Raw genomic sequence first — 18616 nt, forward strand, 5'->3', positions numbered from 1 at the left:
GGAGATGACCGCCTGGCTGGCGATAACCGTCGCCGCGGTTGCCAATACCACCATCGGGATCAGCGTCCAGCCTTCGTTCATCTCGAAGAATGGATGGCCGACGTGACCGTTCTTCGCCAGCACGAAAGCGCCCTGCCCGGCATAGTTTAGCAGCAGGCAGGGAAACACGATCGCCAGCCAGGCGAGCACGATGGGCTTGCGGCCGAAATGGCCGAGATCGGCATAAAGCGCTTCGGCGCCGGTGACGGCGAGGAAGATGGCGCCGATGGTGACGAAGGCGACATCGGGCGAATTGATCAGGAAGGCGACGATGTAGTGCGGGCTGACCGCCCACAGGATTTCGGGATCGGCGATGATGTGGTTCAAGCCCGAAAGACCGATGGCCAGGAACCAGACCGCCGTGATCGGGCCAAAGATCAGCGCCACGCCGCCGGTGCCGAAGCGCTGCACCGAAAACAGGATCGCCAGGATGACCAGCGTCAGCGGCACGACATAGGGCTGGAAGGTCGGGGTAACGACATTCATGCCTTCAACCGCCGAAAGCACCGAGATTGCCGGCGTGATGACGGCGTCACCGAAGAACAATGACGCGCCGACAACACCGATGGCCAGGATGATCGCCGAGCGGGTCGGGAAACTGCCGCGCGCCAGCGCCATCAGCGACAGCACGCCGCCCTCGCCTCGGTTGTCGGCTCTGAGCACGAACATGATGTATTTGATGGTGACGATAATCGTCAACGACCAGATGATCAGCGACAGCACGCCCAGAATATCGCCGCGCTCGGCGATTTCCCCGCCGGAGGACGCAACAAGCGCTTCCCGGAAGGCGTAGATCGGGCTGGTGCCGATGTCGCCATAGACCACACCGAGCGCGCCCAGCATCAGAACTTTGGTGCTGTGCTGTTCGATTTCGGGATGGCTCGATTGTTCGACGGGTTCTGCCTCAATACCAGCATTGGTAAGGGCCATGGACGACACTCCGATAAGCGCGCGGTGCTCTACGCTTGCTGCGATGCAATATCAAGTGCCGTGACGGTAGGGCTACCATGTTCCCAGCGCAGGGCTTGCCCCGCAATGACCGGTGCGTGGCGTCAAAGGCTGCCGGAAACCTCAGATCGCCACCTGCGTGCCGATCTCGACCACACGTCCGGTCGGGATCTGGAAATACTCCGTCGCATCGGCCGCCGAGCGGGCGAGCCCGATGAACAGCTTGTCCTGCCACACCGGCATGCCGGAATTGGGCGATGCCTTGAGCGAGCGCCGCGACAGGAAGAACGAAGTCGTCATGATGTCGAACTTCCAGCCCTGCTTGCGGCAGATCGCCAGCGCGCGCGGAATGTTGGGCTGCTCCATATAGCCGAAGGTCAGCGTCACCCGCATGAACAACTCGTTGACTGTCTCCATCTTGACCCGCTCGCTGTCGGGCACCAGCGGCTGCGGTGCGGTGACCACCGACAGAATGACGTTCTGCTCGTGCAGCACCTTGTAGTGCTTCAGGCTGTGCATCAGCGCTGTCGGCGCGCTTTGCGGATCGCTGGTCAGGAACACGGCGGTGCCGGACACCAGCTGCGGCTTCTTCTTCAGCAGATTGCCGGCGAGGAAATCGAGCGGGATTTCGTTGCGCCGGGTCTTGTCGAACAGATAGCGGCTGCCGCGTATCCAGGTGGTCATGATCAGCCCCATGAGGCAGGCAACGGATATTGACACCCATCCGCCTTCCACGATCTTGACGACATTCGCCAGGAAGAAACCCATGTCGATGGTGCCGAACAACAGGGCCAATGCCAGGGCAAGCCCAAGCTGCCATTTCCACAAATTGCGCATGACAACGAACAGCAGAATGGTTGTCATCAGCATCTCGCCGGTTACCGAAATTCCGTAAGCGGAAGCCAGCGAACTCGAGCTGCCGAAGCCGACAACCAGCAGCATCACTCCCACGGCTATGAGCAGGTTGACGCGCGGCATATAAATCTGGCCGCTCTGCATTTCGGACGTGTGCTGCACCTCGATGCGGGGCAGCAGGTTGAGTTGCACTGCCTGACGTGCCAGCGAAAAAGCACCCGAGATCACCGCCTGACTGGCGATCACGGTGGCGGCCGTTGCCAAGCCGACCATTGGCATCAGCGCCCAATCCGGCAACATCTCGAAGAATGGATTGGTCGGCCTGCCGCCATTCGCCAATACAAAGGCGCCCTGGCCGAAGTAGTTGAGCAGCAGGCAAGGAAACACCACGGAAAACCACGCGAGCACGATCGGCTTGCGCCCGAAATGTCCAAGGTCGACATAAAGCGCCTCGGCCCCCGTTACCGCCAGGAACACTGCACCAACGGTCACGAAAGCGGCGGTCGGCGTGCCGGCTAAGTAGGCGATCGCATAATACGGGTTGATCGCCAACAGCACCGAAGGATCATCCATCAGGTGGTAGAGCCCGGAAACGCCGATGGCCAGGAACCATAGCGCCGTCACCGGCCCGAATACTGCCGCCACCTTCCCCGTGCCGAAGCGCTGCACGGAGAACAGAAATGCCAGGATGACCAAGGTGATCGGAACGACATAGGCCTCCAGCGTCGGTGTCACCACTTCCAGGCCCTCAACTGCCGACAGCACGGAAATGGCCGGAGTTATGATAGCGTCTCCGAAAAAAAGCGACGCCCCGCAAAGTCCGATGCCGAGGATAAGCTTGGCGCCTTTTGGATAGGCGCTGCGCGCCAGCGCCATCAGGGACAGCGTGCCGCCCTCGCCCTTGTTGTCGGCGCGAAGCACGAAAGCGACGTATTTTATGGTGACGATAATCGTCAGCGCCCAGACGATCAGCGACAGCACGCCCAGGACATCTATACGCGTGTCGGTACCAGGCGAAGCGTGAAGCGCCTCGCGGAAGGCATAGATCGGGCTGGTGCCGATATCGCCATAGACGACGCCAAGCGCGCCCAGCATCAGAACTTTGGTGCTGTGCTGTTCAGTTTGGGAGTGGTTCGGTTGTTCGACGGGTTCAGCCTCGCTACCGATGCTGGAAAGAGCCATCGACTACTCCCCGATCACCGCGCGGTGCGCCTTGCTTGCTGTCATGCGATATCACCTTCGACACGAGCCTACCACCGCTACCAACCGCAAGCCTTCAGAAACCGCCCCACCGTGCCGGCCATGCCATACTCCAACGCATCGGCTGTCAACCCGTGTCCGATAGACACTTCGGCCAATGCCGGAATGCGCTTTGCCAATGCCGGAAGGTTGTTCACCACCAGATCGTGCCCGGCATTGACCTGGAGCCCGGCGGCGAGTGCGGCATCCGCGGTTTTTCCCAATCTTTCCAGCTCCTTCCGCGCCTTGGCGGAATCGGAATGATAGCTGCCGTAGGGCCCGGTATAGAGCTCGATGCGGTCGGCGCCGGTGTCGCGCGCGGCATTGACGCCGGTGGGATCCGGATCGGAAAACAGCGACACGCGGAAGCCCCCTTTTTTCAGACGCTTGACGATCGGGATAAGGAACGCCGCCTCGGCGGCAAAGTTCCAGCCATGGTCCGATGTCGCCTGCGCCGGATCGTCGGGCACCAGCGTCACCTGCTCCGGCTGGTGTCTTTCCACAAGCGCCAGAAAATCCTCGGTCGGGTAGCCCTCGATGTTGAATTCCGCCTTGGGAAACTCGTCGTCGATCAGCGCCCGGATCTCCGGCAGGTCGGAATGCCTGGTGTGGCGCTCGTCGGGCCGCGGATGAACCGTCAGCCCGTGCGCGCCGGCCGCCAGCGCCAGGCGGCCGAGCCCGGTGACGCTCGGCCACGGCAGGTCGCGGCGGTTGCGCAGCATGGCGATGGCGTTGAGATTGACCGAGAGTTTCGCGGGCATGGCGTGAGGTCCGGCTGTTTGTGCAGCGCATCTATACTGCCTTTGATGGGAACAGACAGGGGCTTTCGGGTGTTCCAGTGATGACATCTGCTCGCAAGGGGGAACCCAGCCAATGAATTTTCTCCAATCCGTGCCCGCGATCCGCCGCCTCGAAACCGACCGTGAGGACCTTTTCGCCATCGACGTCGTCGGCCATGTATCGGCAGCCGACGGCGAAAATCTGTTCGGATTGCTGGAGGCTGCCTACGCGCTGCACCCGAGGATCGACGTCTTGGTGCGGCTGGTCGACCATGAGGGCGTCGACTGGATCGATATGGACGACGAGACGCTGAAACAAGGTACGGTTCATGCGCTAGAGCATATCGCCCGGTGCGCGACGATCGGTGAGCCGGACTGGATAGCGGATGCGCGGAACTTCCTTCCGGCTTCGCCACCCATCGAGTTCAGGCACTTCGCGGCCGAGGACGAAGCGGATGCCTGGCAATGGCTGGGTGCGACGCCACTCAGCCCTGCTGCGCCGGCTGCTACCTGACGCCGGCTATCTAACGCCAGCTATCCAACGCCAGTTATCTAACAATCGTCAGCCGCTCTGCCGCCCGCGTGATGGCGGTATAAAGCCAGCGCTGGCGGGTTTCCTTGAACGCCCAGCTCTCGTCGAACAGCACGACGTCGTTCCACTGCGAACCCTGCGCCTTGTGCACGGTCAGCGCGTAGCCATAGTCGAAATCGTCAAAGCGCTTCTTCTGCTGCCAGGGGATATCGGCGTCCGGATCCTCGAAAGCCGACTTGAGCAGCTTGATCTTGGCGACGCCGCGGTCGGGATCGTCCTCCTCGGGCGAGACCAGAAGGTTGATACCCGGCTTCACCGTCTCGCGCGACGAGGTCATCACCTTCCACAGCGAACCGTTGAGCAGGCCCTTGGCGGGGTCGTTGCGCAGGCAGACCAGCTTGTCGCCGGCCTGCGGATAATCGGCATTGAAACCCTTCAGCTCGCGCAGGCGCTGATTGTAGCGGCGGCGTGTGCGGTTGGTGCCGACCAACACCTGGTCCGCCTTCAGCACCAGCTCCTGGGTGACGTCCTCCTTGCCGATGACCTGCGCGGTGCCGTAGTCGCCACGCATGAACTCGCGGCCCTCGCGCACGTCGAGCGCCAGCTGGATGATCGGATTGTCGCGCGCCTGGCGGTGGATTTCGGTCAAGAGCACATCCGGCTCATGCTCGGTGAAAAAGCCGCCGCCCGAGATCGGCGGTAGCTGCGCCGGATCGCCAAGCACCAGGATCGGCGTGCCAAAACTCAGAAGGTCGCGGCCAAGCTGCTCGTCGACCATCGAGCATTCGTCGATGACCACCAGCTTCGCCCGTGAAATAGGGCTTTGGCGATTGAGCGAGAAGGTCGGCGACATCGAGGTCTTGCCGGTCACCTCGTCCGACACCGATTCCTCGCCCTTCGGCCGGTAGATCAACGAATGGATGGTGCGGGCATTGACCGCGCCCTTGGAACGCAGCACCTGCGCCGCCTTGCCGGTGAAGGCGGCGAACTGCACCTGCCCGTCGACATGCTCGGCAAAATAGCGCGCCAGCGTGGTCTTGCCGGTGCCGGCATAGCCGAACAGCCGGAAGACCTGTGGCCGGCCCTCTTTCAGCCAGCGCGCCACCGCCTTCAACGCCTCATCCTGTTGGGGAGAGAATTCCATCGATTCGACAGACCGGATTCGCGAGAGAAAGACAAGCTTGGTGCCAACCACCGCTTAAAACGATGGGATTGCCTCACCTTCAACGGGACAAACTAGCAGGCGCAAATGCGAACGTAAAGTGAACATGCAAGCGGATAACGAACGATTTGAATTCAGGCATTTGAACCTAGATCGGGCAATGCCACTATCACGGACATGATCGAGATGCAGATCGGCGCAGACACCTATAAGCGAGGATATTGATGAGGTCGTTCGCAGACAGGCTGATCGGAAAGTCGATAAAGAAGATCGAAACGGCGAACCTGGTTATGGCATCGTTGTCTCCTTGTCGGATGACGCAGGGTTCGCGATATATACCGAGGTCACGGCCTGTCTGAGTGACGAAAATGCCAGAACCATAGAACGTGTTACCATCAGCGACGAGCAAGTGATCCTCCACTTGGGTGACAACGACTTCGTCGCCATTTCCAAAAACCGTGGCCGCTTCGCCGTCGTTGAGGCGTTTGTCTATGGGGACGACGAAGGCATGGTCGTCGAAAATTAGTTGCATCGGCCGCCAGATTTCAAACACCAACCACAGGCGGACTATATGTTCGCGCCGCCGCCGCTACCTCTGGTCGGCCCGGGATCGTTCTCCAACAAAATCGGCTTGCCGTGCGGGGTTGCATGCGCGGCGCGTTCCCAGGCGGCGGCGAGCGTGTCGACATCGTTTTTGCCGGCGACGCCCTTGGTCGCCAGCAGCGTTTCCAGCGCTGCCAGCCAGTGCTCGTAATAGTCGTGGCCGTCGCTTGCGGCGCCCGGCTTCTTCACTTGCGCCGACAGCGCATCGGCCCATTCGCTCCACGAAAACAAGCCCTTGTCATGCAGCGCCACCGTCATGGCGAAGGCTTCGGCCTGCCAGGGTTCGGCGAATACCGGTTCGTCCAGACCCGCCGGCAATGCACCTTCAGGCCGGCTCAAGATAGCTCTCCCAGGCATCGATCGAGACGGTCAGCGTCGAGTCGGCGCCCTCGCCCCAGATTTCCAAGCCATCGAAGACCACGGTATAGACCCATTGCGGGTTTTCACCGTTGTCATGCGCGTTGCTGTCGGGGAACACAAAACCGTCACGCACGGCCTCGATAACTCCGTGCTTGCCGCGCGCATAACGCGGTAGCCTTGTGTGGCCGGTGGGATTGAAATTCTTTGTCCGCACCGGGTCGCCGGCCTTGAAGCGCGGCGCCGTCTCGACCGGCCGGTCGCAGGGACTGCCCTTGGCCAGTACCGCCGGCACGTTTTCGGCCTTCAACACCCTTTTGGGCGTCGCCGCCGGATCGACCGCCTTACCCTCCGTCAGATCGCGCTCGCTGACGAAGCCATGGCGCTTCAGCAGCACCTCGAGCGCTTTGATCCAGATCTGGTAGTAGCTCGAGGAATAATAGACGGCCGGATGCAGCGATTCCCTGGCGTGCCGGCTCTCGTCGATGTTCCACGCGCCCATGGCGCCGGCAGTCAGCGTGACGCCGAGCGCCCGCCTCTCCCAATCCGCATGAAAATACGGTTCGTCCTTTTCGGGCGCGACCGGCCCGAAACCCATCTGCCCACCGAGATCCTGCGGCCCGTTCATGCCGGTACCTTCTTTGTCCCGGGTTCTTTGGCCACCGCCGTGCCGATCATCGCATCGCGGCTGACCAGTTCGGCGAGTTGGTCCTCACTCCAGCCTTCGGTACCGTCAGGCCGCATCGGCACCACGAGATAGCGCAGTTCGGCAGTCGAATCCCAGACGCGGATGTTTTTCTCCGCCGGCAAGGTCAGCCCGAACTCCTCCAGCACGCCGCGCGGATCGATCACGGCGCGCGAGCGATAGGGCGGCGCCTTGTACCAGACCGGCGGCAGGCCGAGCACCGACCACGGATAGCAGGAGCACAGCGTGCAGACGACGAGGTTGTGCGTCTCGTCCGTGTTGAACACCGCCTGCATGTGCTCGCCCTGGCGGCCGGTGTAGCCCAGCGAGGTGATCGCCGCAGTCGCGTCGCGCTTCAGCCACTCGGCAAAGGCCGGATCGCTCCAGGCTTTCGCCACCACCCTGGCGCCGTTGCGCGGTCCGATCTTGGTCTCATAGGTGTCGACGATGACGTCGATTGCGGCCGGATCGATCAGGCCTTTTTCGGTGAGGATGGTCTCCAGCGCGCGCACGCGCGCCGCAAACGGGTCGAGCTCATTGTCGTGGTCATGATCATGGGACATGATCTCAGATTAGGATCGGCGGCCCATGGCCGCAAGCATGACAGCTTGGGCCACGGGCTATCCCCTATTCGGCGGCGGCCTTCTGGGGTTCGATGAGCCGGTCCTCGGGGCCGAACAGCGACGCCTGCTCGCCGCTCTCGACCGCATGCAGCGCCGGCTTGTTCTTCTTCGAAGAGAAGAAGCTCACCAGCCACCCGGAGAAATTCTCGAAATAGACATAGATGACAGGGGTGACGAACAGCGTCAGCGCCTGGGAAGCGAGCAGCCCGCCGACGACCGCGACACCGAGCGGCTGGCGCAGCTCAGCACTGGCGCCGGTGCCGAGCGCGATCGGGAACGTGCCCATCAGCGCCGCCAACGTCGTCATCATGATCGGCCTGAAACGCATCAGGCACGCCTTGTGTATGGACTCCTTGGCCGACATGCCTTCTCGTCGCAGCTCCAGCGCGACGTCGACCATCATGATGCCGTTCTTCTTGACGATGCCGATCAGCATCAGGATGCCGATCACCGCGATCACCGACAGGTCCATGCCGGCAAAGCGCAGCGCGACCACGGCGCCCAGCACCGCCGAAGGCAGGCCGGTCAGAATGGTCAGCGGATGGATGAAGCTCTCATAGAGGATGCCGAGTACGATATAGATGGTCAGAATGGCGCCGCCGATCAGCAGGCCCTGATTGGCCAGCGAGTCCTGGAAGGTCTTGGCGGTGCCGGCAAAGCTGGTCGAAATCGCCGGCGGCATGCCGATCTGCTCCTTCAGCGCGGCGATGCGGGCCGTGCTGTCGCCCAGCGCCACGCCTTGCGGCAGGTTGTAGGAGATGGTCACCGCGGGCAGCTGGCCGAGCTGGTTGACCGTCAGCGCGCCGGCGGTGCGGTCGACGCGGGCAAAGGCGCCGAGCGGCACCAGGCTGCCGCTTGCCGTCCTGACCTGGATGGCCAGCATGCGCTCGGGCGACCATTCGATGTTGGGATCGAGCTCCATGATGACTTCGTAGCTGTCGGCCGAGCCGAAGATCGTCGAGACCTGCTCCGTGCCGAAGCCGCCATAGAGACTGGAGCGCAGCGTGTCGGTGTCGATGCCGAGCGACGCCGCCTTGTCGCGATCGACCACCAGCGTCGCCTGCAATGAATTGTTCTGCAGATCGCTGGTGACGTCGGTGAAATTCGCATGATCGGCCGCCATCGCATCGTTGAGCTTTTGCGCCCATGTGTCGGTCAGGCCGGTATCGAGGCCCTGAACGACGAGCTGGTAGGCGCTGGCGGAAGAACGCGCGCCAAGTCGCAGGTTCTGCACCGGCTGCATATAGGCATCGATCCCCGGCACGACGGCCAGCTGCCGCCGCAGATCCGACAGCACCTTATCGATGTCGGGGCGCTGGCTCTTGTCCTTCAGCTGCACATAGAGCTGGCCCTGGTTCAGCGCATTGTTGCCGCCGCCGGCTGACCAGGCCACATGCGAGACATAGGGCGAACGCGAGAAGACACTTGCCGCCTGGTTCTGCAGCTTGACCATGGCGTCGTAGGAGATGTCCTGCCTGGCGATCGTCGTCACCGAGATCTGGCCGATATCCTCTTGCGGGAAAAAGCCTTTCGGCGAGACCTCGATCAGCCAGACCGACCCTGCCGCCGTGCCGACGAAGACGAGGAACACCAGAAAAGTGTGGCGCAGGCAGAAGGTCAAAAGCCGGTCATAGCCGCGGGTGACGATATCCTGCTTGTGGCCGGGGGCATGCTTGTCGCGATCGGCCTTGGTCACCGACAGCAAGCGCGAACACAGCATTGGCGTCAGTGTCAGCGACACGAACATCGAAGCCAGGATGGCGACCGTCACCACGACGGCGAATTCGTTGAAGATGCGGCCGATGACGCCGCCCATTAGAAGCACGGGGATGAACACCGCCACCAGCGAGATCGAGATCGAGATGATGGTGAAGCCGATTTCGCGCGCGCCCTTCAGCGAGGCATCGAAGGCCGAGAGACCGTCCTCCTCCATGTGGCGAAAGATGTTTTCCAGCATGACGATGGCGTCGTCGACGACGAGGCCGACTGCGAGCGTCAGTCCCATCAGCGAGATGTTGTCGATGGAGAAGCCGAACAGGAACATGGCGCCGAGCGTCGCGATCAACGAGATCGGCACCGCCACGGCCGGAATGATGGTTGCAGTCACCCGGCGCAGGAAGACAAAGATCACCATCACCACCAAAGCGATGGTCAGAAGCAGCGTGAACTGGACGTCGTCGACGGCCTGGCGGATCGAGGTCGAACGGTCGTTGAGCAGCTTGATGTCGGCGGCGGCCGGCATTTGGTCCTTGAACGACGGCAGCATCGCCTTGACCTTGTCGACGACGTCGACCGTGTTGGCGTCGGGCTGGCGCTGCACCGCCAGGATGATGGCGCGCGTGCCGTCATACCAGCTTGCAGTCGTCGTGGTCTCGACCGAGTCGATGACGCGCGTCACCTCGCCCAGCCGCACCGGATGGCCGTTCTTGGTGGCGATGATGAGGTTGGAGAACCCGGCGGCATCGGTGAGCTGCGTATTGGCCGTGATGGTCAGCTGCTGCTTGTCGTTCTGCAAGACGCCGAGCGGCGTGTTGGAGTTGGCCGACGCGATTGCCGTCTGCAGCTGGTCGATCGAAATGCCGCGCGCCGCCAGCGCCGTCGGGTCGATCTGCACGCGCACCGCATATTTCTGCTGGCCGAAGATCGACACCTGCGCCACGCCGTCGATGGTCGACAGCGAGGGCGAGATGACGTTTTCGGCGAAGGCGTCGAGGTCGGTGAGCGGAACCGTGTCGCTGACCAGCGACATCAGAAGGATCGGCGCGTCGGCCGGATTGACCTTGCGATAGCTCGGCGGCGCTGTCATCTCGGGCGGCAGTTGCCGCTGCGTGCGTGCGATCGCCGCCTGCACGTCGGCGGCCGCCGCGTCGATATCCCGGTTGAGCACGAACTGGATGGCAATGGACGTGCGTCCCAGCGAATTGCTGGTCGAGATGGAATCGATGCCGGCAATGGTGGCGAACTGCTTGATCAGCGGCGTCGCCACCGAAGTGGCCATGGTTTCGGGTGACGCGCCGGCCAGGTTGGCCGAGACATTGACGACCGGGAATTCGGCGCTCGGCAGCGCCGCCACCGGCAGGAACTTGTAGGCAAACAGCCCGCCCAGCACGAGCGCGAACGACATCAGCAGCGTCGCGACAGGCCTTCTTATGCAGAATTCTGAGATCATTGGGCAGCTCCGCCGGCTTTGTCGGCTTCCGCCACCTTGGGCGCTGCCTGACCGCCGGCAGTTGCCTTGCCTTCATGCACGCTGGCGCCGTCCTTCAGCCTGGTTTGGCCCTCGACGACAACCTTCTCGCCTGACTTGACGCCCTCGCTGATGGCGCTGTTTTCGCCTTCGGTCAGCGCCACCTGCACAGGCCGCATCTCGACCGTGTTGTCCGGCTTGACGACATAGACGAACGGCCCCTTCTGGCTGGGCTGGATCGCGACCGTCGGGATGGATGGCATCTGCGGCATGATGCCGGCGTCGAGCACGACATTCACATATTGGCCGGGCCACAGTGAAAGATCGGCATTGGGAATGCTCGCCCGTGTCGCGATGGTGCCGGATGCGGTGTCGACGCTAGAATCGACGAAGTCGAGCGTGCCCTTGCCGATCGGCGTCGGATCGCCATCCTTGGTCAGCGTCACCGCGCCTTGCTGCGGGTTGGCCAGCGCCTTGTGCAGCAGCGCCAGGTTACTCTCCGGCAGGTTGAAGTTGACTTGCAGCGGATCCATCTCGGTGATCGTCACCAGCGGCGTGGCCGTGCTCGAGTTTCCGTTGCTCAAGGTGACGAGGTCACCGACCGAAACGTTGACCGCCCCCAGCCGGCCGGCAATCGGCGCCTTGATGCTGGCAAAGCCGAGCTGGACATTGTCGGCGTCGATCGTCGCCTTGTCGGCATCGACCGTCGCCGCCGCAGCCTTTTGCGCCGCCACCGCCTGATCGTAAGTCTGCTGCGTGCCGGCCTGCTTGGCGACGAGATCCTTGGCGCGCTGAAGATCGGAGCCCGAACTGGTTAGCAGGGCCTGGTCCTTGGCGAGCGTCGCCTGATCCTTGGCAAGCTGCGCCTTGAGCGCCCTGTCGTCGAGCGAGAACAGCAGGTCGCCGGCCTTCACCATCTGGCCGTCCTTGACGTCGATCGATACGATCTGGCTGGACACGCGGGCGTTGATGTTGACCACGGCCGGCGAAGACACGAAGCCGATGGCGTAACGGCGGATCGGAAAATCCGCCATTGTCGCGGTGGCCGAGACGATCGAGGCCGAACGGGCGGCATTGCCGCCGGCGCCGGATTTGCCCCCAGCCTTGTCGGCCGAAGCCTTGTCCGATCCAGCCGGCTTGTCCGCTGCTGCCGTCTGCCTGGCGCCCGGCAGCATCTGCTGCAGACTGCTCATCGCCGCCGGCGAAAAATAGACCCACGCCGCGGCGACACAGCCCGCTACCACCACCACCGTCAGAACGACTTTACCGCGCATCGACTAAAAGCCCTATGATCCGACACGCCGAACCCGGTGGTCTCATTCTACGCAATCACGGCGCCTTGCCGCGATCTCGCCGAAGTAGATAGGACGCACATTTGTCGGAAAAGGGCCAAAACACGGCATTACGAAGATTTAATGTGCACTGCACAATGACTATGCAGCCGGCTCAGCAGTCGGAAAACCAGCCAGGATGCAGTTGAGATTTCAGGCCGGATGCGTCTATTTCAGCATCGGCCAGAGCGTCGCCGCCAAGAGCACGCCCATGGCGATGTTGAACCATTTCAGCCGCACCGGATCCGACAGGAATCCGCGTAGCACTGTGCCGAAGCCGGCCCACACCGAGACGCTCGGCAGGTTGACGACGGTGAAGGCGATCGCGATCAGCGCCACTGACAGGAACGCGTGGCCCGGATTGGAGTAGACGGCCATGGCGGTGATCGCCATCACCCAGGCTTTCGCATTGACCCACTGGAATGCGGCTGCCTCGATGAACCGCATCGGCCGTGCCTCCGTCTCACCCTTGCTGGACAGCGAGCGCGACATGGCTATCTTCCAGGCGAGATAGAGCAGGTAGGCGCCGCCGGCGATCTTCAATCCGGCGTGCAAGGCCGGAAACGCCGTCAGCACTGCGCCTAGGCCGAAGCCGACGGCAAGCAACAGCACCAGGAAACCCATGCTGATGCCCAGCATATGCGGAATGGTTCTGACGAGGCCGAAATTCACGCCCGACGCCAAGAGCATGAGGTTGTTCGGCCCCGGCGTGATCGAGGTCACGAAGGCGTAGACCAAAAGGGGAAGGAAAGCGTCGAGGGTCATGATGGCTCACAAAGGTCAGCAATGCTGACTTAAGTCGACAGGGCGCTGGACGCAACCTCATTCCATTGGTCCAAAGCGCTCCGCCGTGATCCGTCTATCCCGAGCCAGCCAGGCCGGCACAGTCTACCTGCCGTAGGCCCGCGCCGACAACAGGCTGGGAGCGGCGGCCGCCTCCTGACGGCCAGCCACACGCCGCAGGCCTTTGCGCCTCGGCGTGTTCCCGGGAAGCTTCACGCCATGCGCGAGGCCGAGGGCACCCAGCTCCACCCGCCGAGGAGCAAGAAAAGGATCGCCCACGGCAGTTGCTGCAGCATCCAGGTCCGCTCGACGAATTTGTAGAAGCGGTCGTTTCTGGTCGACGGCTCGATGACGGAGTCAGGCGGATTGCGCAACGCTACGGCGCAATGCATTTGCCAGAAAGCGTCGGTGAAGAAAGGCCGGCGGTGGGCGTGCAGGTCGTGACAAGCCGTCTGGCGCTGCGCCCAGTCTCGTATGTCATGCGCATAGATCATGCCGAACGGACCGGCCATGCCGACGAGCGTGCCGAGATAGACCAGCGCGTGTTCGAGCCAGATGTGAACCTTGAACGAGCGATGGATGAGCAGGCGATGCATGCCGACCGAGTGTCCGGCGCAGATCGTCACCGCCGTCGTCGCTACGAACAGGGCGAAAGCGCTCCAGCTGAAGGTCAGCGGCCCGAACACCAACGCAATCAGCGTCATCGCACCGACCCAGATCGACTTGGCCGGCATCCAGACGACCTCGCCATCTTCGGCATCGCTCAAGGGCTGCGAGATCATTCTGCCTGTGGATATGGTCTTCATCGGTACCCCTCCTCTGCAGGAAACATTTCCGTACCAAAGAGCCTTGCCTTCCGGCGCGCCGGCGCTTATTTAGGCAATAAGCTAACTATACTATTCCGATTTAGGTATTTAGGCAATAGACTAAATACCGGAAGCGAAACGACAGAGGCAGGCGGTGATCGAAGACAATGCAGCGGATGGCGACACGGCTATCGGGGCAAGCAGCGCCATACAGCGCGTGTTCGAGGCGCTCTCATCGCAGCCGAGGCGCAAGATCCTCGCCTATCTCGCCCACTCCTCGCTGACCGCGGGCGAGATCGCGGCGCGCTTCGACATGTCGAAGCCGTCGATCTCGCAGCATCTGAGCATCCTGGAGACGGCCGGCCTCATCGCCAGGGAGCGGCAGGGACAATTCATCCGCTACTCGCTGGTCCAGAACAATCTGGTTAACACGCTGAACGGCTTCGTCCAGGACGTCTGTCCGGTATCGCGCCCGATCAAAAGGGAGAGTAAGAATCTGGCGAGCGGCAAGGTCGATCCCAAGCCGGTAAAATAGTTGGACTGAGACTACATCCCTTGCGGGCCGCGGTTCATCGCCGCCACGCCGGTGCGGCAGATCTCGACCAGGCCGAGCGGCTTCATGATGGCGATGAACTGGTCGAGCTTCGAACCCTTGCCGGTAATCTCGAAGATGAAGTGCTCGGTGTTGGCGTCGATGACCGAAGCGCGAAAAGCGTCCGCCAGACGCAGCGCCTCGACGCGGGCTTCGCCGGTGCCGGCGACCTTGACCAGCGCCAACTCGCGTTCCAGCGGCCGCTCCTGGCCGAACTCGTGCGAGCGCACGGTGAGATCGACGACGCGATGCACCGGTACGATGCGTTCGAGCTGGTGCTTGATCTGCTCCAGCACATGCGGCGTGCCGCGCGTCACGATGGTGATGCGCGACAGGTGCTTCTCGTGTTCGGTCTCGGAGACGGTGAGGCTCTCGATGTTATAACCGCGGCCGGAAAAGAGGCCGATGACCCGGGCAAGCACACCGGGCTCATTGTCGACCAGCACGGAGAGCGTGTGGTTCTCCGGCTTTTCCGTTTCCTTGGCGATGAAATAGGCGGAGCCGGTCGGTTGAAGCTGTGCGTTCATGACATGAATCTCGATTTCAGACTTTGAGCTAATTCTCTGTTTGCGCACGGCTTCTCGCGACAGCCCTGCCCCGGCTTGGACCTAGACCAGTTCCCTGCCCTTGGCGTCGATGGCGTTGGCCACGGCTTCGTCGGTCGCCTCGTCGGGCAGGAGCATTTCATTATGCGCCTTGCCCGACGGGATCATCGGGAAGCAGTTGGCGAGCGTCGCCACCCGGCAATCGAACAGCACCGGCTTCTTCACCGCGATCATCTCCTTGATCGCATCGTCCAGCTCGTCCGGCTTCTCGCAGCGAATGCCATGGCCGCCATATGCGTCGGCCAGCTTGACGAAGTCGGGCATCGCTTCGGTGTAGGAATGCGACAGACGGTTGCCGTGCAGCAGCTGCTGCCACTGGCGCACCATGCCCATATACTGGTTGTTGAGGATGAAGATCTTGATCGGCGCATTGTGCTGCACCGCCGCGCTCATCTCCTGCATCGTCATCTGCACCGAGGCATCGCCTGCGATGTCGATGACAAGCGCATCCGGGTGCGCGATCTGCACGCCGAGCGCCGCCGGCAGGCCGTAGCCCATCGTGCCCAACCCGCCCGACGTCATCCAGCGGTTCGGCTTCTCGAAATGATAGTGCTGCGCCGCCCACATCTGGTGCTGGCCGACCTCGGTGGTGATGTAGGTGTCCATGTCCTTGGTCAGTTCGTAGAGCCGCTGGATGGCATATTGCGGCATGATCACATCGTGGTTCATCTTGAACGCGAGCGAGTCACGCGCGCGCCATTTGGCGATCTGCTCCCACCAGGGATGGAGCGCCTTCTTGTCGGCCTTGGCGCTCGCCCGCCACAGCCGCACCATGTCCTCCAGCACCCGGCCGACATCGCCGATGATGGGCACTTCCGTGTGCACGTTCTTGTTGATCGACGATGGATCGATGTCGATGTGGATCTTCTTCGAGTTGGGCGAGAAGGCGGTCAGCCGTCCGGTGATGCGGTCGTCGAAGCGCGCGCCGATGCAGACCATCACGTCGCAATCATGCATGGCCATATTGGCTTCATAAGTGCCGTGCATGCCCAGCATGCCCATCCAGTTCTTGCCCGATGCAGGATACGCGCCGAGGCCCATCAGCGTCGAGGTGATCGGGAAGCCGGTGAGGTCGACCAGTTCGCGCAGAAGATGGCTGGCCTCCGGACCGGAGTTGATGACGCCGCCGCCCGAATAGATGATCGGCTTCTTGGCGCTGGCCATCAGTTCGACGGCGGCCTTGATCTTTTCCAGGTCGCCCTGGACCTTGGGCTGGTAGCTGGTGCGCGGCGCCGCCTGCGGCGGCACATAGATGCCTTTGGCGAACTGCACATCCTTCGGAATGTCGACCACCACCGGGCCGGGGCGGCCGGTCGTCGCGACATGGAAGGCCTCATGGATGGTGGCGGCCAATTCGTTGACGTCCTTCACCAGCCAGTTGTGCTTGGTGCAGGGGCGCGTGATGCCGACCGTGTCGCACTCCTGGAACGCGTCGGAGCCGATCAGCGAAGTCGGCACCTGCCCGGTCAGGCAGACCAGCGGGATCGAATCCATCAGCGCATCCTGCAGCGGCGTCACCGCATTGGTGGCGCCCGGACCGGAGGTCACCAGCATGACGCCGGCCTTGCCGGTCGAGCGGGCATAGCCTTCGGCCGCATGCCCTGCGCCTTGCTCGTGGCGGACGAGGATATGCTCGACCTCGTCCTGCTGGAAGATTTCGTCATAGATCGGAAGCACCGCGCCGCCGGGATAGCCGAAGACATGCTTGACGCCATTGTCCTTCAGCGCCTGCACCACCATTTCGGCGCCAGTCATTTCCCTGTTTGGCATTTCGCGCCGTTCGTTCTGTCCGTTGCTCATCGGTCTGGTCCCGTACTTCTAGCCATGAGGCGATTGCTGGTCGTTTAGTCGTGTTTCGGGCAATAAAAAAGGCCCCCGATGGGAGCCTGTGTGTTGCGCATGGGAGGTTTTCGCCCGGCGGTTACACCGCCTTGCCCACGCGCTTTCCTACGAGAATGAGTGCCTTTTTCATCGTGGCGGACACTACGAGGGTGAAAGGCAAGGTGTCAACGGGAAAAACGCGCGATGCGAAAGACAAAGCAAGTGGCCCGCCGCCTCTGGTCGGCGGGCCACCGCGGCGCATACGATACCCCTCAATCGCACCGCGCCGGGAACAAGAGTCACTGCCGTGTCACGTCAGGATCAGCACGATCTTGTACGTATCCGGGTCGACGATGACGATGCGCCCGTCGGCCAGCACGAAGTACTCATAGGATTCGTAGGCCGGGACGATCTTGACAATGCGCGCCGGCAGACGGTGCAGGCGCACTTTGTGCCGCGGCACCTCGATGCCGACCGAAATGTCGAAGTCGACGTTCTTCACCGGCTCAACCCTGGTCTCGTGGATGATCTGCGTGACCTGCGTCTTCTGCTCGACGGTCACGTTGTTGATCGAGGCCGTATTGCCCTGGTCGGTCTGGACGTTTGTGTTGCCCTGAGCGTTCTGCTCGGTGGTGGTCCCGGCCTTGCCCTGGGCCTGCTGGTCCGTGCTGGTGCCGGTCTGGCCCTGAGCGTTCTGCTCGGTGCTGGTCCCGGCTTTCCCCTGAGCCTGCTTCTCGGTGCTGGTGCCGGTCTGGCCCTGAGCGTTCTGCTCGGTGCTGGTCCCGGCCTTGCCTTGGGCCTGTTCATCCGTCTTGAGCTTGGCCTTGCCCTGAGCCTGCTTCTCGGTGCTGGTGCCGGTCTGGCCCTGAGCATTCTGCTCGGTGCTGGTCCCGGCCTTGCCCTGGGCCTGTTCATCCGTCTTGAGCTTGGCCTTGCCCTGAGCCTGCTGATCGGTCGTGGCGCCGGCCTGACCCTGAGCATTCTGCTCGGTACTGGTCCCGGCCTTGCCCTGTGCCTGTTCACCCGTCTTGAGCTTGGCTTTGCCCTGAGCCTGCTGATCGGTCGTGGCGCCAGCCTGGCCCTGTGCATTCTGATCGGTCTGTGACTTCATCTTGCCTTGCGCCTGTTCGCCGGCCTTGCCGTCGTTCTGGCAATCGGCCGCGCCGGCGGCACAGTTGTCGCCGCCGCTCGGCTGCACGGCCTGGGTCTGGGCGATCGCGGCGCCGCACCCGACGCCAAGCGCAATCATGCTCGTGATCAACACATGTTTCATCTGCTTTCTCCTTAAAGAGTCGGTCCCTCAGCCTAGCCAACTCTGCCAAAAATACTTTGTTCCACATTTTGTGAATAAAATCGGGCTTCTAAGAAGACCAATGAACGTAGGCAGTAATTTTGCAACAATCACCTACAAATTGCATCAAACAATTAATGCAACGTAACATCTGCTGAGCTTGTGATCCCATAGCGATGACACCAGCCTCACAAGCTTAGAAGTACTCCCGTCGTCATGACCAGGATGGCTACCCCGAAAACAGGCAAGAGCAACCATCGTGCCTGATGGACGCTGTTGTCCATTAACGCCTCCCACAAGTGCTGATCTCAACGATGCCGAGAACCCTGTGTTCCGCCCTGAGGAGGCTCTAGGACCTCTACAGCCTGGCACCAGACT

17 protein-coding genes are annotated in these 18616 nt (G+C 62.2%); 2 read left to right on the top strand and 15 right to left on the bottom strand.

Going from position 1 to position 18616, the window contains the following annotated elements; all coding sequences use genetic code 11:
* From NKH38_RS25470 to NKH38_RS25480, 3 genes are all read right to left on the bottom strand, one after another.
* A partial coding sequence (locus NKH38_RS25470) for a KUP/HAK/KT family potassium transporter (RefSeq protein WP_352904574.1) occupies window positions 1-969 on the bottom strand: 969 nt, incomplete at its 3' end.
* Window positions 970-1110: 141 nt separating this feature from the next.
* On the bottom strand, window positions 1111-3024 hold the full coding sequence (locus NKH38_RS25475; RefSeq protein ID WP_031355777.1) for a potassium transporter Kup: 1914 nt from the start codon (window positions 3022-3024) through the stop codon (window positions 1111-1113).
* Window positions 3025-3101: 77 nt separating this feature from the next.
* A complete protein-coding gene (locus tag NKH38_RS25480; protein WP_023690926.1) occupies window positions 3102-3842 on the bottom strand; it encodes a pyridoxine 5'-phosphate synthase in 741 nt (246 codons plus the stop codon).
* Window positions 3843-3954: 112 nt separating this feature from the next.
* On the opposite strand from NKH38_RS25480, the gene NKH38_RS25485 reads away from it, so the two are divergent.
* The gene (locus NKH38_RS25485) at window positions 3955-4374 is read left to right on the top strand and encodes a SpoIIAA family protein (RefSeq protein WP_023682069.1); all 420 of its coding nucleotides are present in this window, start codon (window positions 3955-3957) and stop codon (window positions 4372-4374) included.
* 34 nt (window positions 4375-4408) lie between these two features.
* Here the strand turns inward: NKH38_RS25485 and NKH38_RS25490 are convergent, their stop codons facing one another.
* The 9 genes from NKH38_RS25490 to NKH38_RS25530 all read right to left on the bottom strand — a co-directional run bounded on the left by NKH38_RS25490 (window position 4409) and on the right by NKH38_RS25530 (window position 13929).
* A complete protein-coding gene (locus tag NKH38_RS25490) occupies window positions 4409-5536 on the bottom strand; it encodes an ATP-dependent DNA helicase (protein ID WP_023668361.1) in 1128 nt (375 codons plus the stop codon).
* Window positions 5537-5723: 187 nt separating this feature from the next.
* Window positions 5724-6086: a hypothetical protein gene (locus tag NKH38_RS25495; RefSeq protein WP_023699024.1), complete on the bottom strand. Its 363-nt coding sequence runs from the start codon at window positions 6084-6086 to the stop codon at window positions 5724-5726.
* A 35-nt stretch (window positions 6087-6121) separates the two neighbouring features.
* The gene (locus NKH38_RS25500) at window positions 6122-6496 is read right to left on the bottom strand and encodes a nitrile hydratase accessory protein (protein WP_352761867.1); all 375 of its coding nucleotides are present in this window, start codon (window positions 6494-6496) and stop codon (window positions 6122-6124) included.
* Window positions 6483-7142: a nitrile hydratase subunit beta gene (gene nthB / locus NKH38_RS25505; protein ID WP_352761868.1), complete on the bottom strand. Its 660-nt coding sequence runs from the start codon at window positions 7140-7142 to the stop codon at window positions 6483-6485. Before nthB ends, NKH38_RS25500 begins: the two co-directional genes overlap by 14 nt.
* Window positions 7139-7762 carry a nitrile hydratase subunit alpha gene (gene nthA / locus NKH38_RS25510; protein WP_023699027.1) on the bottom strand — a complete coding sequence of 208 codons (624 nt, stop codon included), beginning with the start codon at window positions 7760-7762 and terminating at the stop codon, window positions 7139-7141. The genes nthB and nthA overlap by 4 nt, the downstream gene beginning before the upstream one ends.
* Before the next feature lie 64 nt (window positions 7763-7826).
* Window positions 7827-10991, bottom strand: a complete 3165-nt coding sequence (locus tag NKH38_RS25515) for an efflux RND transporter permease subunit (protein ID WP_352761869.1) — start codon at window positions 10989-10991, stop codon at window positions 7827-7829.
* Window positions 10988-12283 carry an efflux RND transporter periplasmic adaptor subunit gene (locus NKH38_RS25520; RefSeq protein ID WP_352761870.1) on the bottom strand — a complete coding sequence of 432 codons (1296 nt, stop codon included), beginning with the start codon at window positions 12281-12283 and terminating at the stop codon, window positions 10988-10990. Before NKH38_RS25520 ends, NKH38_RS25515 begins: the two co-directional genes overlap by 4 nt.
* A gap of 225 nt (window positions 12284-12508) precedes the next feature.
* Entirely contained in the window at window positions 12509-13105 is a 597-nt protein-coding gene (locus NKH38_RS25525; RefSeq protein ID WP_352761871.1) for a LysE family translocator, read from the bottom strand.
* A 230-nt stretch (window positions 13106-13335) separates the two neighbouring features.
* Window positions 13336-13929 carry a hypothetical protein gene (locus NKH38_RS25530; RefSeq protein ID WP_352761872.1) on the bottom strand — a complete coding sequence of 198 codons (594 nt, stop codon included), beginning with the start codon at window positions 13927-13929 and terminating at the stop codon, window positions 13336-13338.
* A gap of 154 nt (window positions 13930-14083) precedes the next feature.
* Between NKH38_RS25530 and NKH38_RS25535 the strand changes: the two genes are divergently transcribed.
* Entirely contained in the window at window positions 14084-14464 is a 381-nt protein-coding gene (locus NKH38_RS25535; protein WP_023702997.1) for a metalloregulator ArsR/SmtB family transcription factor, read from the top strand.
* An 11-nt stretch (window positions 14465-14475) separates the two neighbouring features.
* On the opposite strand, the gene ilvN is transcribed toward NKH38_RS25535, so the two are convergent.
* The 3 genes from ilvN to NKH38_RS25550 all read right to left on the bottom strand — a co-directional run bounded on the left by ilvN (window position 14476) and on the right by NKH38_RS25550 (window position 18220).
* On the bottom strand, window positions 14476-15048 hold the full coding sequence (gene ilvN / locus NKH38_RS25540; protein ID WP_023668352.1) for an acetolactate synthase small subunit: 573 nt from the start codon (window positions 15046-15048) through the stop codon (window positions 14476-14478).
* 81 nt (window positions 15049-15129) lie between these two features.
* Window positions 15130-16926 (bottom strand): acetolactate synthase 3 large subunit, encoded by a 1797-nt coding sequence (locus NKH38_RS25545; RefSeq protein WP_352761873.1) that lies wholly within the window; start codon window positions 16924-16926, stop codon window positions 15130-15132.
* Between the two features lie 331 nt (window positions 16927-17257).
* Window positions 17258-18220 (bottom strand): DUF1236 domain-containing protein, encoded by a 963-nt coding sequence (locus NKH38_RS25550; protein ID WP_352761874.1) that lies wholly within the window; start codon window positions 18218-18220, stop codon window positions 17258-17260.
* Window positions 18221-18616: the final 396 nt, after the last annotated feature.

This window comes from Mesorhizobium sp. M1078 (assembly GCF_040318615.1).
GTDB lineage: Bacteria > Pseudomonadota > Alphaproteobacteria > Rhizobiales > Rhizobiaceae > Mesorhizobium.